Source organism: Shewanella seohaensis, assembly GCF_023283775.1.
GTDB classification, from domain to species: domain Bacteria; phylum Pseudomonadota; class Gammaproteobacteria; order Enterobacterales; family Shewanellaceae; genus Shewanella; species Shewanella seohaensis.
On the sequence record NZ_JAKILE010000002.1, the window covers coordinates 258080 to 281466 of the forward strand.

Annotated in this window: 21 protein-coding genes and 1 riboswitch; of the genes, 16 read left to right on the forward strand and 5 right to left on the reverse strand. The window is 47.6% G+C overall.

From position 1 onward, the window contains the following. Positions 1-18 precede the first annotated feature (18 nt). The 3 genes from L2713_RS03330 (at position 19) to tsgA (ending at position 2677) form a co-directional block, all read left to right on the forward strand. Positions 19-411, forward strand: a complete 393-nt coding sequence (locus L2713_RS03330) for a YcfL family putative periplasmic lipoprotein (RefSeq protein ID WP_011626478.1) — start codon at positions 19-21, stop codon at positions 409-411. A gap of 335 nt (positions 412-746) precedes the next feature. Continuing rightward, a complete protein-coding gene (deoD, locus tag L2713_RS03335) occupies positions 747-1451 on the forward strand; it encodes a purine-nucleoside phosphorylase (RefSeq protein ID WP_109285693.1) in 705 nt (234 codons plus the stop codon). 50 nt (positions 1452-1501) lie between these two features. Further along, positions 1502-2677, forward strand: a complete 1176-nt coding sequence (gene tsgA / locus L2713_RS03340; RefSeq protein WP_248966919.1) for an MFS transporter TsgA — start codon at positions 1502-1504, stop codon at positions 2675-2677. 55 nt (positions 2678-2732) lie between these two features. Here the strand turns inward: tsgA and L2713_RS03345 are convergent, their stop codons facing one another. Then, positions 2733-3413, reverse strand: coding sequence for a Crp/Fnr family transcriptional regulator (locus L2713_RS03345; RefSeq protein ID WP_220053323.1), 681 nt, complete (start codon positions 3411-3413; stop codon positions 2733-2735). 214 nt (positions 3414-3627) lie between these two features. Beyond that, positions 3628-3738, forward strand: a riboswitch (TPP riboswitch). 53 nt (positions 3739-3791) lie between these two features. On the opposite strand from L2713_RS03345, the gene L2713_RS03350 reads away from it, so the two are divergent. From L2713_RS03350 to L2713_RS03385, 8 genes are all read left to right on the forward strand, one after another. Continuing rightward, a complete protein-coding gene (locus L2713_RS03350; protein WP_248966920.1) occupies positions 3792-5990 on the forward strand; it encodes a TonB-dependent receptor in 2199 nt (732 codons plus the stop codon). Positions 5991-6085: 95 nt separating this feature from the next. Beyond that, on the forward strand, positions 6086-6346 hold the full coding sequence (locus L2713_RS03355; RefSeq protein WP_011626476.1) for a YkoF family thiamine/hydroxymethylpyrimidine-binding protein: 261 nt from the start codon (positions 6086-6088) through the stop codon (positions 6344-6346). A gap of 68 nt (positions 6347-6414) precedes the next feature. Continuing rightward, entirely contained in the window at positions 6415-7080 is a 666-nt protein-coding gene (gene pnuC, locus L2713_RS03360) for a nicotinamide riboside transporter PnuC (protein ID WP_248966921.1), read from the forward strand. A 90-nt stretch (positions 7081-7170) separates the two neighbouring features. Continuing rightward, positions 7171-8427, forward strand: a complete 1257-nt coding sequence (locus tag L2713_RS03365) for a phosphotransferase (protein ID WP_248966922.1) — start codon at positions 7171-7173, stop codon at positions 8425-8427. Positions 8428-8537: 110 nt separating this feature from the next. Further along, positions 8538-9410: a DUF6279 family lipoprotein gene (locus L2713_RS03370; RefSeq protein WP_248966923.1), complete on the forward strand. Its 873-nt coding sequence runs from the start codon at positions 8538-8540 to the stop codon at positions 9408-9410. Between the two features lie 50 nt (positions 9411-9460). Next, positions 9461-10054 (forward strand): HvfX family Cu-binding RiPP maturation protein, encoded by a 594-nt coding sequence (locus tag L2713_RS03375; protein WP_248966924.1) that lies wholly within the window; start codon positions 9461-9463, stop codon positions 10052-10054. Between the two features lie 128 nt (positions 10055-10182). Further along, positions 10183-10731 carry an NAD(P)H nitroreductase gene (locus tag L2713_RS03380; protein ID WP_248966925.1) on the forward strand — a complete coding sequence of 183 codons (549 nt, stop codon included), beginning with the start codon at positions 10183-10185 and terminating at the stop codon, positions 10729-10731. A 34-nt stretch (positions 10732-10765) separates the two neighbouring features. Then, complete coding sequence (locus tag L2713_RS03385; protein WP_248966926.1) at positions 10766-11263, forward strand: GNAT family N-acetyltransferase; 498 nt, start codon at positions 10766-10768, stop codon at positions 11261-11263. 97 nt (positions 11264-11360) lie between these two features. On the opposite strand, the gene L2713_RS03390 is transcribed toward L2713_RS03385, so the two are convergent. Further along, positions 11361-13589 carry a M3 family metallopeptidase gene (locus tag L2713_RS03390; protein WP_248966927.1) on the reverse strand — a complete coding sequence of 743 codons (2229 nt, stop codon included), beginning with the start codon at positions 13587-13589 and terminating at the stop codon, positions 11361-11363. A gap of 273 nt (positions 13590-13862) precedes the next feature. On the opposite strand from L2713_RS03390, the gene L2713_RS03395 reads away from it, so the two are divergent. From L2713_RS03395 to L2713_RS03405, 3 genes are all read left to right on the forward strand, one after another. Beyond that, positions 13863-15464, forward strand: a complete 1602-nt coding sequence (locus tag L2713_RS03395; protein ID WP_248966928.1) for a dipeptidase — start codon at positions 13863-13865, stop codon at positions 15462-15464. 575 nt (positions 15465-16039) lie between these two features. Continuing rightward, positions 16040-16468 (forward strand): riboflavin biosynthesis intermediates N-glycosidase, encoded by a 429-nt coding sequence (gene ybiA, locus L2713_RS03400; protein WP_248966929.1) that lies wholly within the window; start codon positions 16040-16042, stop codon positions 16466-16468. 102 nt (positions 16469-16570) lie between these two features. Then, the gene (locus tag L2713_RS03405) at positions 16571-17266 is read left to right on the forward strand and encodes a hypothetical protein (protein WP_248966930.1); all 696 of its coding nucleotides are present in this window, start codon (positions 16571-16573) and stop codon (positions 17264-17266) included. Positions 17267-17864: 598 nt separating this feature from the next. Here L2713_RS03405 and L2713_RS03410 read toward each other — a convergent pair. Together L2713_RS03410 and ggt are read right to left on the reverse strand one after the other, a co-directional pair. Continuing rightward, positions 17865-18092 (reverse strand): hypothetical protein, encoded by a 228-nt coding sequence (locus L2713_RS03410; protein ID WP_248966931.1) that lies wholly within the window; start codon positions 18090-18092, stop codon positions 17865-17867. 473 nt (positions 18093-18565) lie between these two features. Further along, positions 18566-20305, reverse strand: a complete 1740-nt coding sequence (ggt, locus tag L2713_RS03415) for a gamma-glutamyltransferase (RefSeq protein ID WP_248966932.1) — start codon at positions 20303-20305, stop codon at positions 18566-18568. 109 nt (positions 20306-20414) lie between these two features. On the opposite strand from ggt, the gene L2713_RS03420 reads away from it, so the two are divergent. Next, entirely contained in the window at positions 20415-21680 is a 1266-nt protein-coding gene (locus L2713_RS03420) for a GNAT family N-acetyltransferase (RefSeq protein ID WP_248966933.1), read from the forward strand. Between the two features lie 112 nt (positions 21681-21792). Here L2713_RS03420 and L2713_RS03425 read toward each other — a convergent pair whose 3' ends face one another. Beyond that, a complete protein-coding gene (locus L2713_RS03425) occupies positions 21793-22416 on the reverse strand; it encodes a LysE family translocator (protein ID WP_248966934.1) in 624 nt (207 codons plus the stop codon). A gap of 324 nt (positions 22417-22740) precedes the next feature. Between L2713_RS03425 and L2713_RS03430 the strand changes: the two genes are divergently transcribed. Continuing rightward, on the forward strand, positions 22741-23304 hold the full coding sequence (locus tag L2713_RS03430) for a sugar O-acetyltransferase (protein WP_248966935.1): 564 nt from the start codon (positions 22741-22743) through the stop codon (positions 23302-23304). Positions 23305-23387: the final 83 nt, after the last annotated feature.

The window sequence follows — 23387 nt, forward strand, 5'->3', positions numbered from 1 at the left end:
TGAGTGAGGGAAAACAAAATGAAAGCAATTTACAGTGGAGTAATCTTGGCTGCAGCTCTGACACTCGGCGCCTGCACAAATACGGCGGGCATTTCGGTGAACTCACTGGGAGAAACCCGCGTCGATAACAACAGCTTCGCCCGTGATATCAGTGTTGAAGGGGTTGAGGCGCGCCGCGTTGGTGATCTGATCCAAGGTTCGGCCTTGATCGTCAGCAAGTCCTCAAGCGATATGCGAGTGCAATATAAGTTTACTTGGTATGATGCCAGCGGCTTTACCATTGAAGATGAAGCCACCAGTTGGAAATCGGTGAAATTACACGGTAAACAACAGCTGCAAGTATCGGCCGTGGCCCCAAATGCGCAAGTGGCGAAATTCGATGTCTATGTGCGCGAGACCTATTCAAACTAAACTTGAACCATAGGGTTTAGTTGTCACAATCGCGTCAGAGCATTTAGCACTTTAAAGCTAAGTTAACGCGCATTGATAAAGGCTTACGCCCCATTGATAAAGACTTACGTTTTGGGGACGTAAGTCTTTTTCTTTTATCTACCCTCATCTTACTTATGCTCGTTTGCGCGAGATGAGTTTGTCCAGTGACGGTTGCTACGCCGAGAAGCAAAATTGCGATAACTGACTCAGTTCGACGGAAAAGACTTAGCCGCGATAGAAAAGCGGACTTTAGTCCTAAAACTATTTCAGGGTTGAGCACTACTATCAGCATAATATTAGATGAGGATAGAACTATGACTGCTCATATTAATGCACAACCTACTGATTTTGCTGAAACTGTAATTATGCCTGGCGATCCGCTACGGGCGAAATATATTGCCGAAACCTACCTTACCGATGCTGTAGAAGTCACCAACGTTCGCAATATGCTGGGCTACACCGGTTATTACCAAGGGCAGCGTATTTCTGTGATGGGTCACGGTATGGGGATATCCTCAATGGTGCTCTATGGCCATGAGTTGATTAATTTTTTTGGTGTTAAACGCATCATTCGTATCGGCAGTTTAGGCGCAACCCAAAAACACGTGCAAATGCGTGATGTGATTTTAGCGCAAGCGGCGGGTACCGACTCACCCACGAATGCCAAGCGTAGCAGTGGCTATCATATGGCAACCTCGGCCACCTTTTCCTTACTGCACAAAGCCTATACCCAAGCCACTGAAAAAGGCATTAGCGTGAAAGTCGGCAACGTATTTAGTGGCGATCTTTATTATGATCCCGACGAAGATATGATCCCGGCTCTAGAGCGTTTTGGGGTATTGGGTATCGATATGGAAGTCGCAGGTCTTTATGGCTTAGCGCATCAACAGGGCATTGAATCATTGGCCATTCTGACTGTATCCGATCACTGCCTAACAGGTGAGGAAACTACCGCCGAAGAGCGTCAGTTATCCTTCAATAATATGATCGAACTTGCGCTCGCGACTGCGCTGAATTAGGTCACACGCTAACCTTTGCACCTTTCGCATTTCACGATGGAATGACAAAAATGAATAATAAAATCACCTTAACCGCCATTAGTTTTCTCGCGAACTTTATTATGGCAGGTTTTGCGACGCAATTTGGGATGTTGATAGAACCCATAGCGGAGAAGTTTGCGGCCGATGTGAATGATGTGGCCTCAATCTTCTCCTTACTTAATGGTGGCGCATTGGCGGGGACCATTGCCGCCTTTTTCTTTATTGAAAAGTTGGGCATTAAGCGGATCACCTTACTCAGTTACAGTCTAGTCGCGCTTTCTGCGCTGGCATTACACCTTACCAGTTCGCTACAAGTGGTGATGGTAGCCATGACCTTAATTGGGGTCTGCGGTGGGATTGGTCTGTGTATCGCGGGCACCATTGTGGTGTCTGTATGGCAAGCCAAAATGCAGAGCACTATGTTAGTGGTGCAGGATGCGACCTTTAATGTTGCTGGGGTGGTGTTTCCGCTGATCACAACCTACGCCTTAACCAATGCCCTGTCTTGGAGTTACAGTTACTTAGCCGTGGGTTTGGTTGCCTTAGGCACGGTAATTATTAGCTTGTTCACCAATTTTTCTCTGTGCGAGCAATCATCGAATACTGAAGAGAAACAACAATCGGAGTGGAATTTCGGTATTATCAGCGGCGGCATCGGCTTATTTTTAGGCATGCTGGCACTGTATACCTTTCTCACGTGGGCGCCGTTATTTGTAAAACAAAAATTTGATATCCCATTTGAGGAGGCGGGCAATATCATTACCCAATATTGGTCTGCCGCGCTGATTGGTGCTTTGATTTCAACCTTAATCGTGACTCGGGTAAAAATTCATCATTTCTTAGTTGGTATTATTGGTTTAGCCATGGTGATCACCTTTGTGATTGTGACTACCGACAAGTTGAATTGGATTGCTTATTTAACCTACGGTTACGGCTTTGTCTGCGCGGCACTTTACAATGCGTTTATTGCCTATGGCGTGTCGTTTGTGAAGCAAGCCAGCAGTAAGAATGTCTCCTACATTTTGATCAGTGGCAGTACGGGCGCCATGTTTAGCCCGGCTATCAGTTCGTTCTTCGAGCGTATTATTGGCTTACAAACCGTGATGTATGTAATCCCCGTACTTTACGCCGCAATCTTTATGCTGCTGATTGCATCGAGCCGGATGAAACCTTCGATGTCTGCACAATCACTTTCGGCAAGTTAAGCTAAAGGCCCATACTCAGTTGATATCCGCCGAGTATGGATGTTGTCGAAGTGGGTTAAATGCCTGCTTCGACAAAAGCTTTAAGTGCATTCAGGTTTTTAATCCGAATGCCTTCTTTTTTACGCTCGATTAAACCGCGCTCTTCCAAATGTTGTAATGCCCGTCGGTAGACTCTGTCAGTGGTACCAAAACGCTCCGCCTCTAAATAACGCTTACTAAAACCATCGACGGGTAAATCGTTTAAATACTCATGGTAAATATCGAATGCCACGTTATAGCTGATGGGATAAAGTAGTCTGCGGGTAAAAATATCGACGGTATCTTGGTAATCAATCGCAATGGCACTGGCAAAAAACAGCGCCAGTTGTGGGTGTTGGCCGAGGGAGTGTTGCAACTTTTCGGTGCTAATTAGCGAAATTTCCAAGGGCTCGTTGGCGATGATGTCCAGCTGGCACTGGTATTGGGTAAAAAACTCCATCTCACCAAATAGTTGCGAATCACAATCGATAGTCCCTAATTGGAAACAACGGCCATTTCTGGCGGTGTGCCCCAGCGATACACGGCCTTGCTTGACTAACACCAGCGAGTTTATGGCTTCACCTTGTGTCATCAGGTGAGCGCCTTTTTTGAGCATTTTGACTTCGCTGATACAGCTAAGAATCACAGCTTCAATAAGAGGATAGTCTTGTTCCCATCGCTGGCTATAACGTCCCTTGGCTAACGGTTTTAGCTGCATTGAGTTGACCCTTCTACCATACTTAAAATCGTCGCCTTCTATAGCACTAGAAAGCATGTTGGGTCAAATCAGCCTAAGGAGAGAAGGGCGTTTGTATCGGCCAATTGTGAGCTGTCAGATGTTTCAATCGGGGCTTAAATGGCGTGAGCTAAGCGTCATTTACCTATGTGCAGATACAAGAGTGTCTACTTTATGATTTTCGTCATGTATACTTAGCGCCGCCAAGGGGTGTTTGCCAACAAAGTGGCAGACTGAGATGTCATCAGACGAACCCTTAGAACCTGATCCGGCTAATACCGGCGTAGGAATGGGCCAATCAACAGCACACTTCTGAATCGCTTATTCGTTGCCGGATCTCAAACATGTATTTGAGGTCCTATGTCTAACAAAAAGTCTACCAAGAGTTCCACCTTCTCCTTTTCGTTAACGCGTGCGCCATTAGCGCTGGCCATTTCGGCTGCGTTAAGCACGGCCGCATGGGCGCAAACCGATGCTATCGATAAACCTGAGCCTAGCAATGATATGGAAATCATGGTGGTGACTGCAGATTTTCGCAGTGCCAGCTTAGAAAAAATGCCATCGAGTATCACCGTTATCGATGCCCAGCAAATTCAAGATGAAAGCGCCCAACATTTTGAAGACGTGATCAATTCCATCGCCAACGTTAACTGGTCGGGTGGCAGCTCACGTCCTAAGTATTTCCAGATCCGCGGCGTAGGTGAGCAGGAACAATATCAAGGTGCGCCTAACTCATCTGTGGGTTATATCATTGATGATATTGATTTATCGGGTATCGGCATGGTGTCGAGCATGTACGATCTGCAGCAGGTTGAAGTATTACGCGGCCCGCAGGGTACCCGCTATGGCGCCAATGCGTTAGCGGGCTTGATTTACCTTAAGAGCAACGACCCGACGGATGTGTTTGAACATGGCGCCGAGGTTTCTTTAGGCAATGACGATTTGCAAACCTTCAGTGGCTTTAGCTCTGGCCCCTTGAGCGATTCGGGCAAATTGTTATACCGCGTGTCGCTGCAGCAACATCAACAAAACGGTTATCGCGATAATCTCTATTTAAATAAAGAAGGTACCAATGGCCGTGATGAATTTACTGGCCGCGCTAAATTACGCTGGTATGCCACCGACAATCTGCAACTGGATTTAACTCTGCTGCATGCCGATTTTGATAATGGCTATGATGCCTGGAGTTTAACCAACGATCCTAAACAGACTATTTCGGATCAGCCGGGTGTCGATAGCCAGCGCACCACGGGCGCAGGATTTAAAGCAACTTATTCGGGCGCTGAGTCGTTTGAGCTGACCTCGCTGACCTCATTTGCCAATACCGATCACCATTATAGTTACGATGGTGATTGGGCTAACCCTGAATATTGGGCCTCCAAGCAATGTGAGGATGAGGGCAATCTCGCCCCTTGTCAGTACGATTACTTCTGGGACAAAACCGGTCAGCGTAAGACCTTATCCCAAGAGTTCCGTTTAAGCTCGACCGACCAAGGCCGTATTTTTGCCGGTTCAACCGATTGGTTACTTGGGGTTTATGCGATGAACCTTAAAGAAGATAACCAGCTGTATTCTGAGTATAATTCTTGGCCAGATGAGGTGTTAGATTCCGAATATGAAGCAACCAATTACGCCGTATTTGGTCAGCTGGATACGGATTTAGGCGCCGATTATGCCTTGTCTGTGGGACTGCGTGTTGAGCTTCGTAATAGCCACTACTCAGACACCAACAATGATAATTTTGACCCGAGCGAAACCATGTGGGGCGGCCATATTGCACTGAGCAAAGTGCTGAATCAATCCCATAATGTGTACGCCCGTGTGGCGCGCGGGTACAAGGCTGGCGGTTTTAACATGACCTTGCCAGTCGAACTCAATGATAAAAAAGAGTTTGATACCGAAACCCTATACAACTACGAAATTGGTCTTAAATCCCATTGGTTTGAAGGGCTTATCGATACGAATCTGGCGCTGTTCTATATGGACAGACAAGATCAGCAAGTGGCCGCATCCCAGCAAGATCCTAACAAGCCACAACGCTTTATCCTCTACACTGAGAATGCGGGTAGCTCACACAACTACGGTGCCGAGTTGGACGCCACTTGGTATGCCACCGATAATCTCCAGTTTTACTCAAGCCTAGGTTGGTTAGAGACGGCGTACGGCGATTACCAGTACCAAGATAAATACGGTAGCGATGTGGATTTAACGGGCCGCGATTTGGCCCATTCACCACACTTAACCTACAGCTTAGGCGGTACCTATCGTGCGAACTCGGGTTGGTTTACCAACGTCAACATGAGTGGTAAGAGTGAGTTTTACTACTCAGACAGCAACGACTCGCGCTCTGAGCCATACACCATTGTGAATGCGCGCTTAGGTTACGAGGCGAGTGCTTGGTCGGCGTATTTATGGGGCCGCAATCTGTTCGATGAAGAATATGGTGTGCGTGGTTTCTATTTTGGTAATGAGCCGGATAACGGCTGGGCGGAAAAGCAATATATCCGCTATGGCGACCCACGCCAAATTGGGTTCACACTAAACGTTAAGTTTATGTAATCCCTTAAGAATGATACATCAGATGTCAGGCTGTGCTCGCTCATTGCGTCACCGCCTGACGATTGCATTATTAGCATTTGACCTAAGGAGTGAAGATGAAACTCACCGCCGAAATTAGCATGTATCCCTTTAATGAAAATTATCTCGATCCGATCAAATGGTTTATCCATCGCTTAGACAGTTACCCCACGATTCAACGTGTTACCAATGCCATGGCGACGCAAGTGTGTGGCGACTATCAAGACGTGATGGCCATGCTGGCGACCGAGATGCAAGCCGCCCATGAAAAATGGGGTAAAGCGGTGTTTGTATGTAAGTTTATTGGTGGTGAGCTGAATTTAGCCCACAGCGAGTAACGCCCTGAGTTAACTTGAACGCTAAAGCGAAGTGGTTCAAGCAAGCGATATAGAGTGAGAGTAAGGCAATGACAGAATTATGGTTAACGCTGGTTAATAGTGTTAATGCGGCCCTAGGGGAAGTCCATGTGATGACCGCATGGGAAGCCTTAGCCGTGGTATTGGCCATGGCCTATTTGCTACTGGCCATGAAGGCAAGCGTTTGGTGCTGGGCGGCGGCATTTACCAGCACGGCCATTTACACTGTCTTATTTTGGAAAGTCGCACTGCTGATGGAGTCGGTGCTGAATATCTATTACATGGCCATGGCACTCTATGGTTACTGGCTCTGGACCCAAGGCGGCGACAAACATCAAGGTGTGAAAGTGACTACTTGGCCGCTGAAAACCCATTTAAAGTTGATTGTCGCGACCGGTATTATCTCCCTTGGCGTTGGCCATGGGATGGCAACCTTTACCCAGGCTTCCTTTCCCTACCTCGATGCAGCGACCACTTGTTTTGCGGTGATGACGACCTATTTAGTCGCCAAAAAAGTGTTGGAAAATTGGCTGTATTGGGTGGTTATCGATCTGGTATCGATTTACCTTTATCTCAGTAAGGGACTGATGCTGACATCCTTATTATTCGTGCTCTACGTTGGCTTAGCGGTTGTCGGCTATTTCCTGTGGCGAGCCGCCCTTGCCGATAGCCGCAATCCCCATATTGAGTCGAGCGCCGCAAAACTACTCGGCTAACGGCGGCAGATATCAACAGATGATGGCCAATACACAAGGGCTGCGAATGCCTAATACGCTATTTAACATGATTGTTGTGGTAAGCCACTAATGCCGCCGAGCATTGGGCAGCACAAGGATGTGTTGCTTGCGGTATTAGCGCAGGCAGGGCTTACTGATATCAGCCAAATCCAGCCGTTAGCGCATGGATTAAGTAACCACAACTATCATATCGAGACACCGACGGCGCATTATGTCTTGCGTGAAAACGCCGATGCCGCCGACAGCTTTTGTTCGCGGGAGCAAGAGTTGTTCTATTGGCGCCATCTTGCCAAGGCAAAGCTTGCCCCCGAGTTGCTGTGGGTGAGTGGCGATCAGCGTTATTACCTAAGCCAGTATATCTTCGCGCAGTCTCTGCCAAGCCTTCCCATAGCATCTCAGTTTGCGCCGCTGATGGAGGATATTGAGGGGAGGGAGGATCTGGTTACCGACAAGGCTATTTCGGCAAGTGGTATTGATCGACTTGATAACCTAGTGCCACGCGAGCCAAGTATGGCATCAGGTTATCAAGAGCTGAGCCTGCCAAACTTAAGCTCGAAAGAATTAAGCTGGAAAGAACTAAGCTGGAAAGAATTAGAGTCTCAATGCTGTGCGGCGACCTTTTGCCAAGGTGAAGCGCATATTGAGGCTTGGCTGCAATCTCATGCCGATATCAAGGGCGCAGCAGACAAGCTGGCTTGGTATCCGTCTGAACGGCTCGCCCTATTGGAAGCCTTAACACCGAATCGCGCCCATAGCCTGTTACTGCAATTGCTGCAACAGCTTCGCGAGCAAGCGACTGGGCCGTACCACATCAGTATCACTGAGCAATGGCAGGAATATCACGCGCAGTTGTTAGCCTTTGCCGCAGCGGATAAGGGCGAGGTGTGGCAGAGCCGATTGGCGCAATTGCTCAGCATTCAAAGGCAGATCCATGGCTGGACGGCAACCTTAGCCGATTGTTTAGTCAAACCGCAGTTTTGCCATCGCGACTTAAATCCCCATAATCTGCTGCTTAAAGATAACCAGTTGTATTGCATCGATTTTGAGTATACAACCGCTTCCCATCCACTGTGTGAACTGGCCGTTGTGCTCGCCACGCATCAATTAACGCCCGCGCAGCGGCATCTGTTAGTGCGGCAGTATCTGACAGGGCATCCCGGCTTAACCTCGGATGCCATTAAAGCGATACCCGCTGCCATCGAGATGTATTGGGTGTTTGCCGTGTATTGGGCATTATTGATGGCGGCGCACACCCATGGCGAGCGGCAGCAGGAATACTTCGACTGGTTCGATCATTTTTGGCCACTTATCAGCCACGCATCCTAAGTATTTTGTTTCTCACCGCCACGGCTTGGTTAAGGTTGTTGTGTTAAAAAAATAAACTTTCTATTAACCTCAGTGTCATAGGATGACCAAGGCTGAACGGATGCAAATTGATGAAAAAAGGTGTGTTGTTACTGGTGTTGCTGTTTGGCTTAACGGCCTGCTCGACCAAATTTAGTTATCATTTTCTTGACTGGGCCATAGGTTGGGAGCTGGATGACTATGTCAGCCTTGATAAAAACCAGCAAAAGGTCGTCGATGGGCTTATCGACAAGTTTGTACTTTGGCACCAATCCGAAGAACTCGGCCATTATGTGGCGCAGCTAACCGAAGTTGAGCAGCAGATCCAAACCAATACCTTAACTCCCGCATTGTGGGCCGAGCATGTCACACTCGCCAAACGGCATTGGTTTCGGCTATTTGAGTTTGCGCTGCCGGAAATGTTGCCGATCATCTCATCATTAACCGATGAACAGGTGAAGCAAATTCTTGCGCAGTCGCGAAAAGACGAGCAGGAATTGATTAAGGAATTTGCCGGTAAAACCCCCGAGCAGTTACAGCAAGAGGCCGATGAGAATCTTATTGAACAATTTGATGACTGGCTGGGTAGCATAACGGATGAGCAAAAAACGCTTATTCATCAATATAATCAGCAGCGACTGTCGACCTTAGACATGTGGCTCGATTACCGCCACGAATGGCTGCGCCAATTTGAGGTTGCCCTTGGGCAGCGCAGCGATATTCCGCTGCTGACCGAACGATTGACCCTGCTGATGACGCGCCCTGACGAGCTTAAGTCGGAAAAACACCGCGCCATTTTAAGGCAAAACACCGAAGCCTTCGGTGGCTTGTTACTCACGATCAATGCCAGTCTGTCAGCGAAACAGTCCAAGCATTTTTATAAAAAGCTGAACAAGCTTATTCAAGATCTTCGTGAATTAAATCAAAAGGGGATCGAAAAAGTGGCAAAAGCCACGAAAGATTAATCCCTAAACCAAGGTCTATTGGGCAACTCCATCTAATTCTGAGATTGCCCATGTCCCTTGTTAACCTTTATCAAAAATTCCTCAATGCGAGCCGTTATGCTGAGGGGCTTGCCCCCTTAGCCCTTAGGCTTTATCTCGCGCCAGTGCTAATGCAAGCTGGCTATAACAAACTCGCGCACTTTGAAGACACTGTGGCTTGGTTTGCTAATCCCGATTGGGGATTGGGTTTACCTATGCCGACGTTAATGGCTGCCTTGGCGGCGGGCACTGAGTTTTTTGGCGCATTTTTATTACTCGTTGGCTTAGCTACGCGGCTGATTTCTATCCCTTTGATGATAACCATGCTGGTGGCGGCGTTTACTGTGCATTGGCCTAATGGTTGGCTGGCGATTGCCGATGGTAGTTCATGGCTCGCCAATGAGCGGGTGCTCGAGGCAGGTGATAAGCTGGATAAGGCCAAATCCCTGTTGCAGGAATACGGCAATTACGATTGGTTGACCAGCTCGGGTAACTTGGTGGTGCTAAATAATGGTATTGAGTTCGCAGCGACCTACTTCATTATGTTGCTGGCACTCTTTAGCCTAGGAGGCGGGCGTTATACCAGTCTCGATTACTTTATCGCGAAGCGTTATAACGTAAAGTAAGCCAAGTGACTCTGCTTGCAACACTTTCAATCCCACCTTTGTGTGGGATTTTTTGTACCTCTTTAGCCGCAATTTGCTATGCTTGAGCCAATATACACGCACCTATTTTTCAGAACAGGGATAATCACTTGGACGCTATCGAACTTTTACTCACCCGCCAATCCACCCCAAGATTAACCGCGCCTGCGCCCAATGAGCATGAGCTTAAAATCATTTTAGATGCGGCGATTCGAGTGCCAGATCATGGCGCCTTAGCTCCGTGGGAATTTATTATTGCCACAGGCCAAGGGTTAGACACCTTAGCGGATGTCTATGTCAACGCGGCCAAAGCCAGCGGCGCCGATGAAGATTTTATCCATAAAGCCAAAGGGATGCCGATGCGCGCTCCTATGGTGATTACAGTTGTGGCTAAAACCCAACAACACCCTAAAGTGCCAGTACTTGAGCAGCAAATCGCAGCGGGCTGCGCCACGATGGCGATGCAGCAAGCGGCATTCGCGCTAGGATTAGGCGCAGTGTGGCGCACCGGGGATTTTGCCTTCGACACCAACGTGAATGCGGCATTAGGCTTAGCGCCAGAGGATCAAATCGTCGGCTTTTTATACGTGGGTACCCCAGCGGTAGCCGCACCGAAAAAACCGCAAAAGGATGGCAGCCAGTACGCCCGCTACCTATAACCCAGTTTATCCCCTCTGAATGGGAGTCCTTAGTATGCAAGTTGCCCACACCCCAAGGTTGCTGCTTCGACAGTTAACGCCCGATGATGCGTCATTTATTTTGGTCTTACTCAACACCCAAGGATTTATCGACAATATCGGTGATAAGGGCGTGCGTAGTTTGCAGGATGCAAAGGACTATATCGCCAATGGACCCGCGATTAGCTATCGCGAGCATGGTTTTGGCTTGTTTGCCGTGGTGCTGGCCGAAAATAGTTTTCCGATTGGCATTTGCGGTCTGATTAAACGGCCGACGCTGGCGGATGTGGACTTAGGCTATGCCTTTTTGCCGCAGTATTGGGGTAAAGGTTATGCGTTTGAAGCCGCTAAAGCCTCACTGGAATTCGGTAAAACCTTAGGCATTGAACGGATTGTCGCGATCGTCAGCCCGCATAATCAGGCCTCTAAGTCGCTGCTGAATAAATTAGGCATGTCGTTTGAAACTCAGTTGCAGCTTACTCCTAACGATGCGCCGGTGGAGTTATTTAGCTAAGCAGTGGTTTTATGTGCGGTGAGTGCGTTTACGCGCAATAAAATGGGGAGCTTAGCTCCCCATTTTTATCTGTTCGCTTTTCCCCATAGGGATGCGATTACTCCGCTAACAGACCACGACTACGTAGCAGTGGCTCAATGCCAGCTTCTTTACCACGGAAGTTTTTATACATCAGCATAGGGTCATCACTGCCACCCTTAGACAAGATGTTGTTACGGAAGGCATCGGCCGTCGCTTTATCGAAAATGCCATTTTCTTTAAAGGCTTCGAAGGCATCGGCGCCTAAAATATCAGACCAGAGGTAGCTGTAGTAACCGGCTGAATAACCGCCCGCGAAGATATGCGAGAAGTAAGTGCTGCGGTAACGTGGGCTGATCTCATTAATCAATCCCATGGCGGCTAAGGAGTCGGCCTCAAACTTGGCGGCATCCTTAGGCGTGGTATCGGTTAGGGTGTGCCAATCTAAATCGAGCTTAGTGGCGGCCATATATTCAACGGTCGCAAAGCCTTGGTTGAATTTGCTGGCGGCTTGGATTTTTTTCACCAGTTCCTGCGGGATCACTTCACCAGTTTTGTAGTGCTTCGCAAATTGCGCCAGCACTTCGGGCTGAGTCATCCAGTTTTCGTTGACCTGTGAAGGGAACTCCACATAGTCGCGAGGAACTGCCGTTCCGCCTTGAGAGCGATATTCGACATTGGATAACATACCGTGGAGCGCATGGCCAAACTCATGGAACAGGGTGCTGGCTTCATCGAAGGTGAGCAGCGCAGGCTCATTACCCGCAGGGCGAGGGTAGTTCAACACGTTAACAATAATGGGTTTAGAATCGACACCGTTCATATGGTATTGCTTGCGGAACGAGTTCATCCAAGCGCCACCGCGTTTGCTATCACGGGTAAAATAGTCGCCCATAAAGATGGCCATGAGCTTGCCGTCTTTATCGTACACTTCCCAAGTACGCACCTCGGGGTTGTATTTAGGTAAGTCGGTGCGCTCTTTAAAGGTTAAACCATAGAGGCGATTGGCCGTGTAGAACACGCCTTTTAGGGTGCTGTCGAGGGAGAAGTAAGGGCGAGTTTGCTGCTCGTTAAAGCTGTATTTCGCGACACGGATTTTATCGGCGTAGTAATCCCAATCCCAAGCTTGCAGTTTAAACTTGCCGCCTTGGCTGTCGATTAAGGCCTGCATATCTGCAACCTCAGTTTTGGCTTGGGCAAGGGCGGCTGGCCAGACTTTATTGAGTAAGCCATAGACATTTTCTGGTGTCTTGGCGGTGCGCTCTTCTAACACAAAATCCGCATGGGTTTTATAGCCCATGAGTTGTGCACGTTCGGCGCGCAGTGCGGCAATTTTTGCCAGAATGACTTTGTTATCATTGGCATTATTGTTGTTACCGCGCTCGATATAACCCTTATAGAGCTTTTCGCGTAGTTCGCGATTATCGGCATACGTTAAAAACGGCGTGATAGATGGGCGTGATGTGGTAAATACCCATTTGCCTTCATGGCCACGCTTTTTCGCGGTTTCGGCGGCAGTGGCAATCACATCGGTGGGTAAACCAGACAAGTCAGCTTGCTTATCAATCACTAGTTCGAAGGCATTGGTTTCGGCTAACAGATTGTCACCAAAGGCTAAGTTAAGCTTGCCGATTTCTTCATTCAGGGCGCGCAGCTTGGTTTTATCCTGCTCGCTCAGGTTAGCACCGCCACGGGTGAACGACTTATAGGTGTCTTCGAGTAATTTGGCCTGCGCCGTGTTGAGCTTTAAGCTGTCTTTGCTGTCGTAAACGGCTTTAACACGTTGAAACAGCTTATCGTTCAATAAGATATCGTCTTCGGCAGACGATAACATTGGTGAGACTTCCTTGGAAATCGCTTGCAGCTCCGGAGTGGTATCAGCACCAGTTAAGTTAAAGAAGACGTTGGATACGCGGGTGACGAGATCGCCAGAAAACTCCATCGCTTCGATGGTATTGGCGAAGCTAGGCTTGTCTTTGTTATCGACAATCGCTTGAATTTCTTCGTGTTGCTGGGCGATACCCGCCTTAAATGCAGGGAGAAAATGCTCGGGCTTAATCTTGTCGAAGGCCGGAATTTCCATAAACGTATCATAGGGTTTAAAGAAAGGGTTGCTGGCATTTTGGCTAATGATCTGCGCCGACATGGCATTCGGTGCGACTTTCGCCTGCGCCGCAGTATCGCTGTGCTGTGCGCTGCAGCCACTTAAGGCGAGGGCGAGTGTGATGGCGCTAAAGGTCAGTTTAATAGCGCGTGGTTTGAGTGTGCGCGCGTTAAGGGCCTGTGATTTTAGGCTAAGTCCCTTCATGTCAATTCCCCGTTAGGTGATTATTATTCTGTTGGATTAATGGTACTGCAGACCATTAATGTTATTTTAAGGTGACTGTTTAGCATGTATCCGACTAAGGGTTCCATCGATTTTGTGTTTTGTTTGTAACAAATGGTTAGTCTGCGGTTTTTAACGGAAGAACTATGGCAAACTGAGCCGCGCACTAAGGCAATATTGGGCAAAGGATAAAGCCATTGCTTGGGTGCGTTTTAATGTAAGTCCCTAATCATACAAATAATAAATAGGACCTCTATGGAATTGCCTCAGTTTAACTGTACGAGCCTCTGTCGTCGTTTTTCTTATTCCCTATTAGCCGCTGCGCTGTGGACATCGACGCAAGCTGCAGCGTCGCCAATCACGCTTAGCCAAGATGCGCTTAAGGTGGCCGATTATGCAGTGAGCACCTATGACGCGCAGATGGTCGAGAGTCTGGCGCATTTAATCAGTTTTAATACCCAAGCAGTGGAGGGGCAAACGCCCGATACCAACCCTGCATTTATTGGTTTTAAGTCGAGTTTAAAAAGCTTGAGCCAAGAACTCGGACTCGATTATGCCGATCACGGTTATGTGGTGCTGATTGGCCTCGATGCCAATGCTATCGATGCCCAACCCTCACAGGTTGAGAAATTGGGCATCGTCACCCACGGCGATGTGCAACCCGCCAATCCCGCGCTCTGGGCCAAGAGCCCCTATGTGCTGGATACCGAGTCTGAACCTGGCAAGCTGATAGGTCGCGGCACTGAAGATGATAAAGGCGCGATTGTCACCGCCATGTATGCGATGAAGGCCATCAAAGATAAACAACTCAAACGGGAAAAACGCATTGAGCTGTTGGTGTATTTAGCCGAAGAGTCCGATTGGGATCCGCTAAAGGCCTTTTTAGCCCATTACACCCCAGCGCAGATGAATATCACCATAGATGCTGAGTATCCTGTGGTTACCGCCGAAAAGGGTTGGAGTAAGATTGGCTTTACTGTACCGAATCTCGATCCAACGCAGGAGCAGGGCGCGGCAGCGAATGTCCCGAGCCTAACGGCATTTTCCGGCGGCTATTTTGCTAGCCAAGTGCCACAGCAAGCCGAGGCGAAAATTCATGCCATCACCCCAAGCTTATTGGCACAGTTACAGGTGAGCGCTGCCAACCAGCAGGGGATGAAGTATCGATTCGAGCGCACTTGCGAGCAGACCGTGTGCGACTTGCATATTTTTGCCGACGGTAAGGCGGCCCATTCCTCCACACCAGAAGATGGGGTGAATGCCGTGACGCATTTGGCCGCGTTACTGCAGCCATTCACTTGGCCTAAAACCACGGCAGCACTCACTGTGGCTGCTATGAATGAGTTAGTGGGGTTGGGGATTTATGCAGAGCAGTTTGGCGAGCTGGCCTATAAAGATGATTTTATGGGCGCGTTAACGCTGGCTCCCACAGTCGTTGCGCAAACGAGTAAAGGGACGGAAGTCACCATTAATCTACGTCGCCCAGTGGGCAAAACGCCTGAGTTACTCTCCGCCCAAGCCAAGGATGCACTGAACAAATGGCAAGTTGAGCATCAAGTGACACTCATCGACGTAGAAAGTTATTGGGGCGAGCCTATGGTGATGAAGGATGCACCGCATCAGCAGACCTTACTCGATGTATTTGCCCACTTTACCGGCATAGCATCTCCCAAACCCGTGGCCATTGGCGGCTCAACCAACAGTAAATTATTCCCCAATGCCTTAAGTTTTGGCCCCGCCATGCCGGGCGTGGAATACACGGGCCACACGGAGAAAGAATTTATTACCCATAAACAGTTTATGCTGAATCTGAAAATGTACACCGCCGCCTTTATTGAGTTAACCGCTGCAAAATAGTGCGTTTTCAATTGTGATTAATTGAAGTTATGGGTGAAATACACAAGAAGGTGAAAGGCGCTGAGTTCACGCCAAGACTCATCGGTTTATAAGATAATGGCGGCTAATCCGAAATAGCCGCCATTACTATTTAATCGTTAAAACAAGATAACAACAGTTCATCTGGCTAAAAGCTTTTTGCCCCAAAGTGAGTTAACAAGTTGCCTGTGGTGCATCTAAAAGCAGACTTTCTTGCCTAAAAATTTTCATCCTTAATAACTCAACTTTTGCAATTCATACAGATGACTAAAGGCTGGATAGGCATACAGTCATATTTAAAAATGATGATTTTCATCCTAACTTTGTGCGCGTTTTCACATTTGAATACAAATAAATATATTTATAATCAATTACATATAAATCACATGGATTAGATAATAGGTTTGGAAAACGCGCATGCGCGTTTTCCAGATGGTGTATTTGGAAGAAAGCTGATAAGTTCTTTGCATACAGATAGTTAACCGTGCGCGTTTTCACTGGTCCAACGAGGTAAACGCGCATGCGCACGAATAAAATGTTATATTTCATAGGTCAGCATGACGATCTTTTTCTATACAAAGACAGATGAATTTGGCGAATTTAGTAACTTCTCAAAGTTCGGTGTTGAGATGGACGGGGTGTGGTGGCCCACAGTAGAACACTACTTTCAGGCTCAAAAATTTGAGGATAAAGAGCATCAAGAACGAATCAGAACAGCCCATACCCCAAAAATTGCTGCTGAACTTGGCCGGAGCCGGAAAGTAGCCATAAGAACTGATTGGGAACAGGTTAAGGATAACATTATGTATGAAGCAGTCCTGAAAAAATTCAAAACCCATCCTAAGCTCGCCGAATTACTTAAGTCCACAGGAGCCCAAGACATCGTTGAGAATGCGCCGGGTGATTATTACTGGGGTTGCGGTCAAGATGGGACTGGCCAAAATAAACTAGGAAAGATTTTGGCTAGGGTTCGCGATGAAATATAACAAGTTGCTGTTATTCGTTACGGCCACAAAAAGCGTGGCCTCCACCGGACGCGCTAACGCGCGCCGTAAAGCAAAGCGTTATGACTTTCGTATGGAGATAATGTGAAGAAAGCACTTTTAGTAACTTGTATAGTGTTATCAGGATGCGATAGCAATAAGCTTTCTGATGTAGAAAAGGCTTCTAAACAAGTCTCTACATGTAAAGTTCACCAAATTATGCCAAACGAGTGCTCTAAATTCGACGAGGCTTTGGAGATTGCTGAGTTAAAAGCAACCCAAGCAGGTATCGAACGCGAGAGGATTTTTGCAAGTAGACAAATTGGTGAAAAAGTCGTTTCGGGTAATGTTAGTGATAGTCCTTATCAAAGAGTAAAACGCTCATTAGAAAGCAAGCCCTTTTATATTGATCCAGTAGAAGAGAACTTTATTTCATATAAAGTAAGGTGTCCTGAATTCAACTTTGATGAAGACAAGCCTGATTTCGAGAAACTAACCAAAGCTATGGAATGGATTGGCAGAGACAAGAAGCAATATCAAACCGTCGCATACTTTCAAAAAGGTAAAACTTTAACCGTTTTGTTTGCAAAAGCTGCTGCACCATGCCGAACTGAATCATATTCTGAAATCGAGGACCAGTTTCCAATTATCACTGAAGAACAACTTACTAAATTTAAGAGTGGTGAGTATTTAAAATCGGCATCTTATCCTGGCTATAGCTCCGTTAGTGCAATTGTTTTTGATACATTCGAAGAAGCGAAAGAAAAGTACCATGAGCTAACTGGGCAGTCAGAAAAATAGTCATAACAAGCGGCTCCACCGGACAAATTTTATTGTCACCTTTTTTGTGCCAAAAAATCCGCCAACAAAATTTGCTCGGTGAGCCGGGCGTTACCCATAGATATTTTTATCTGAAACAAACGCGTTTGAGTTAAGGCTTTAACTCGAAAATGTCCCAAAGCATGCTGTATTTCTTTAAAACCAACAGGCTACGCTGATGCCAAACAGGTGAGCCATGGTGAATCGCGAGACGACCGTCCGCCCCATGGACGGGGCGGTCGAGCATCCACGGATGGACTTGCTGCGTGTCGGTGAGTGAACACCATGGCAAGCCTGAGTTAGTAAACTTCCTACAAAAACAATGGATTATTTAGGCGTGACATGGTCGTCATAACTTTCTTAATGTTATTTTCGATCTTTAGTGCATTAAATCCAAGGCGCTTTTGTCCCAAAGCGAGCCAAGTATCTTCTTTAGAATCGACATCCGAAAATGACAGTTGAAACTAACACAATCCCAACAGTCTCTTGATGAGTGCTACTGACTAAAAGTGTATCGCGGCTATATGTTCGCTCTAAATTAACTGTTGAAATAAATCTAGGTCAGTTAACCGCATTTTAGCTAGAGCAGGCTATTTCCTTGGGGCATGCTTGGGGTTGTGATGTCGGCTTTTAGCACTAAGACAATCAAAAAAATAACACCTAATAACGGAAACAATCCCAATACTGCGCCTAGCATCCCTGTGAGCTTAGGGTTCGTGGTCTTTTTGCGACCGAGCGAATAACTCAACATACCGAAAAACATCATGCTAGCTAAGAGCAATAGCAAAATCAGCGATACTATTGACACAATAAATTCCTTTTCAATTTGTATGTTAGAGCTGGATACTATAGAGCGAGTTAATGCTGAGTCAATCCATTCCCCTCCAGAAAGACATTCAGTTACATTTTATCTTTTTCATTGAGTAAACCACGTTAAAGCTAAACTCACTTTACCTGTTTGATGGCTTAGCATCTTCTGTTCAGCTTACAGTTTCGTGTTGGGATAGCGGTATTATCATCTTGATATCGCGACCGTAGCTCGGTCGAAGATGGTAAAGACTGAATGGTGTGACTGGGCTAGGCTTTTATCTCAAAGAGTAAAAAGCCCTGCGTATACAGTGGTGTATATCAGGGCTTGTTGATGCTGCTGACTCTTCCTGAACGATTCATTTTCGCGGCTTAGCTTGAATGCTCAATATCGAGCAGCTTTGTGCTTAGCCTTATCACTCCAATCGATGGCTTCCTTGCCTTTATACATATCACTAGTATGCCGAACAGTGATTAGTAACCGACGGCTTCGCTACCCGAATGGCGTGGGTCTGAGGCACCAAAAATCCCTTGGTCTGTCACCATGATGGATTGTGTGCTGCCCATGGCCGATTGCACTTTTACTTTATGGCCTTTAGCTTCGAGTAACGAAATGGTATCGCGGTTTAGGCTGCTTTCGACTCGCAGTTCATCGGGTAGCCATTGGTGGTGTACTCGCGCGGCATTGCTGGCTTCGGCAATGTTTAAGCCGTGATCAATCACATTCATAATGATTTGCAGCGTGGTGGTAATGATGCGTGAACCGCCAGGGCTACCCGTGACTAAGAAGGGTTTGCCGTCTTTCATCACTATGGTGGGGCTCATTGAACTTAAAGGACGTTTATTACCTTCCACCGCGTTGGCATCGCCACCCACTAGGCCATAACCGTTAGGCGTGCCGGGTTTTGCGGAGAAATCATCCATTTCGTTATTGAGTAAAATGCCCGTACCTTTGGCGACTAAACCCGAGCCGTAGCTGAAGTTTAAGGTGTAAGTGTTAGACACCGCATTGCCCCATTTATCGACCACCGAGAAGTGGGTGGTTTGGTCACTCTCATAGGGCGCTAGATTGCCGGGTTTAATTTCGGTACTGGGCGTGGTTTTGTTTAGCGCAATTTGGCTGGCGATTTTTTGGGCGTAGTCCTTATTGGTTAACTGCTTGACGGGCACCTTATAAAAATCGGGATCGCCTAAGTATTCGCTGCGATCGGCGTAGGCATGCTTCATGGTTTCGGCCATCACATGAATGGTTTGCGCCGTGTTATGGCCAAATTGATCGATAGGGAACTGCTGCAGTACATTGAGCATCTCAATAATGTGCACGCCGCCCGAGGATGGTGGTGGCATAGAAACTACGTCATATCCACGGTATTGACCGCGAACCGGTTCACGCTCGACGGCCTTGTAGTGTTGTAAATCTGCTAAGGTCATGATGCCGCCAGCGTCTTGCACGGCCTTAACCAGTTTCTCCGCAGTTTCACCTTCGTAGAACCCTTTAGTACCTTTCTCGGCGATAAGTTGCAGGGAGTGGGCGAGTTCTGGCTGTTTTAAAATATCATCCACTTGGTAGTCACGACCGTCGGCCTTATAGAAGATGGCTGCTGTGCTGGGCCATTGGCTCATACGGCGCTTTAAGCCTGCAAGGGATACCGCAAGATCTGGGGTCACGCTAATGCCTTCCTGTGCCATTTTGATGGCGGGCGCCGTGACTTGCGCCATGGTCATAGTGCCATATTTTTCAAGGGCTAAACTCATGCCCATCACAGTGCCGGGGACGCCGACAGCCAGGCCATGTTCACGGCTTAATTTAGTTACCGCATCGCCATTCTCATCGAGGAATATGTCTTTTTTCGCCTTTGATGGCGCCATTTCACGGTAATCGATGGCGATGGTTTTGTTTTCTTTGGCCAGATGCACAAGCATAAAGCCACCGCCACCAATATTGCCCGCGCGGGGTAGAGTGACGGCTAAACTGAATGCGACCGCCACCGCAGCATCGACGGCATTACCGCCTTGCTTCAAAATTTCGATGCCAGTGCGGCTGGCCAGCGCTTCTTGGCTGGCGACCATACCATGTTTTGCCCATACGGGTTGTGCCGTGGCCATTTGGCTGAAAATTGAAGGCTCTTCGGCATGGAGAGTGGGCGAAGACAACAAAGGCAGTGCCATGGCGATGGCGAGAATAAGAGGTCTAAAAGTTCCTGCGCGGCGCATATTCAATCCTGAATTTATTTTCATTTTGGCTATGCAATGTGCCGAGAATTAGGCTTAATTGCAACCTTGGATCTTTGCTTAGTGTGTTTAACGGATAAGAATTCAACGAATGAGACAACTGATATTGGCCTTTGCCAGCGTGGCGCAGAGTATTGACGCTAACAGCTGGGACCGATTGATAGGGACGGACAATCCCTTCTGCCAGCATGCCTATTTACTCAGCTTAGAGCAGAGCTTGTCAGCCTGTGCCGCGACGGGTTGGCGGCCACATCATTTAGGTGTGTTCGACGCAACTGGCAGTGAATTTGCACAAGAATTAGCACCAGATGCCATCATTATTAGCCAAAAAGATGCCGCAGATTTTATGGATTTACCCCTGCTAGCATTGATGCCGCTTTATCAAAAATCGCACTCCTATGGTGAATACGTGTTTGATTGGGCATGGGCGCAGGCCTATGAGCGCCATGGTTTTGAATATTATCCTAAATTGTTAAATGCCATTCCGTTTACGCCGGTGCAGGGGCGGCGGTTGGGGCTATCGTCTACGCTTTTGGCAGCGGAAGCGCAGCAGCTAAGTCGCGCTGTATTTACGTGCTTAAATGAGCAATTAGTTAACGTGGATGCGCCTATGTCCTCTTGGCATTGCTTATTTGTCTCGCCTTCGCAGCAAGCGCTATTTGCTGAGGCATCCAATCACTCTTCCCTTAAGCGTCTAAGCACCCAGTTCCATTGGCATAATCGTGGCTATAAAGATTTTGAAGCCTTTTTAGCGGCGCTCACCTCCCGTAAGCGTAAAAACATCCTTAAGGAGCGTGCCCAGTTACAGCCCTATGGCTTGCAATATGAGTTTGTCGCGGGAGCGGATATTAGCCGTCAGCAATGGCAGCATTTTATTGAATGTTATCAATTAACCTACCTTAAGCGCTCCGGCCATCGTGGTTATTTAACCCCAACATTTTTTAACATGATTGCCGAGCGGTTGGCTGAGCAAATTGTCTTGCTCGTCGTAAGTGATGCGAAAGGGCAGATGTTAGCGGGCGCGCTGTATTTTACGGGCCGCAACGAGCAAGGACAGACATGTCTGTTTGGTCGTTATTGGGGCAGCATTGTCGAGCTTGAGGGATTACACTTTGAGGCCTGTTATTATCAGGGCATTGAATACTGTATCGCCCATGGGATTGATATCTTTGATGCCGGCGCTCAGGGCGAACATAAAGTGCTGCGCGGCTTCGAGCCTGTGGCGCTTTATTCTTACCACAATATTGCTCATCCCGACTTTAAGCGAGCCATAGCGCATTTTACCGAGGAGGAAGCTGCACAAATGGAAGTGTATATGCAGCAGATGCGCGAGGTGTTGCCCTATAAAAAGGGCTAATAACCACCATAAACGTAGAGCGTCACGTCAACAAATACGTTGGCGCGACGCGAATGGGTCTACACAAAATAGTGATGTACTAAGCACATATCACTCAAGACAGCATGTTTAACTAGCTCACTGCTAACCAAATGCCAACGCCAATCATAAGACTGCCGGCGATACGATTTAGCCAACGAATATTATCGCCGCGACTTAAAAATATTCTCAGACTCTTACCGCCACTGGCGTAGGCCAACATAGAAGTAAATTCTGTCACCATAATAATGCTAAGGAGAGCTAGGAGCTGCGGCGCAACCTCGCGCTCGGCATTAATAAATGGCGGTAGGAGTGACACCATAAACGCCCAACCTTTAGGGTTAGCAATGGCGGTAATAAACCCCTGTGAAATCAGCGTAAAGTTACTGGCTCTTGGGTTAGTGTTATCATCGCTGAGCATGGCCATCTTGCCTCGTGCGCGCCACATCTGCACGCCGATATAGCCTAAGTAAATGCCACCAACCCATTTAAATACCTGAAAAACCTCAGGGTAGTTAAGCATGATACTCGCCACCCCCATGACCGCAGCGGTAGCGACCAAGGCAACCCCAACAAGCTCGCCGAGCATCATCCACAGGGTACGGCGCACACCAATGCTCATCCCAAGCGTCATGGCGAGCGTCATACACATCCCCGGGGTGATAGAAACAAAGAAAAAGGTCGGGATAAACACTGCGAGTAAGGCAAAATCTGGCATGGTCTAAACGGTCTACTAGAAGAGTGAAGGAACGCTAGTGTAATGAAAATGAGAGAGTTAGCCAATCGGCTAAATCGCACTCTGGTAAAATCGAACTCAGGCAAAATCGCTGATTCGCCCCTGCGTCCTGCGACATCGGTCTGAATGAGCGGGGCTAATTTTCATCGTGTGTGGAGGCATTGTTTGCTGACGTTAGCTTGGTTGGATGTAAAACCGTACAACAATTGATGCAAAAAAAGCATCGGATTTGTTGTTGCGCTTGAATTATTGATAGTCGATTGTTAGGGTTGCGTCATTATAACAAGGGTTAAATGTTGAACTTAGATGACAGAAAAGCAAAAAATGTTGGCGGGGGAAGCCTATCAAGCCTCCGATGAAACCTTAGTCGCCGAAAGAATGCGAGCTAAATTACTCTGTCATCGATTTAATCATGCCGATCCCACCCAGCTTGAGGCGCGCATGGCCCACTTGCGTGAGCTACTCAATGTGCCTAGCTGTGCTCATATCGAGCCTAACTTCTTTTGTGATTACGGTTATAACATCCAAATTGGCCAGCAATTTTATGCGAATCACAACCTAACCATACTCGACGTTTGTCAGGTCACGATTGGCAACCATGTGATGTTTGGGCCCAATGTACTGATTTCTACCGCGACCCATCCTATTGACCCCATTGCTCGTCTTACAACAGAATTTGGTAAGCCTATTCATATTGGTCACCATGTGTGGCTCGGCGGTAATGTCAGTGTATTGCCCGGTGTCACCATTGGCGATAACTGCGTGATTGGCGCGGGCAGTGTGGTGAATAAAGATATTCCAGCCAATAGTGTGGCTGTGGGTAATCCTTGTAGGGTGATTAAGCAAATCACTACACCTAACGCGGACTAAAGCTCAATCGTACTGGTTTTAGGTCGCAGGGCTTTTGGTCGCTGAGGTTAAAGCCTCGCCGAGTTTATATGTAAACTTGGTTA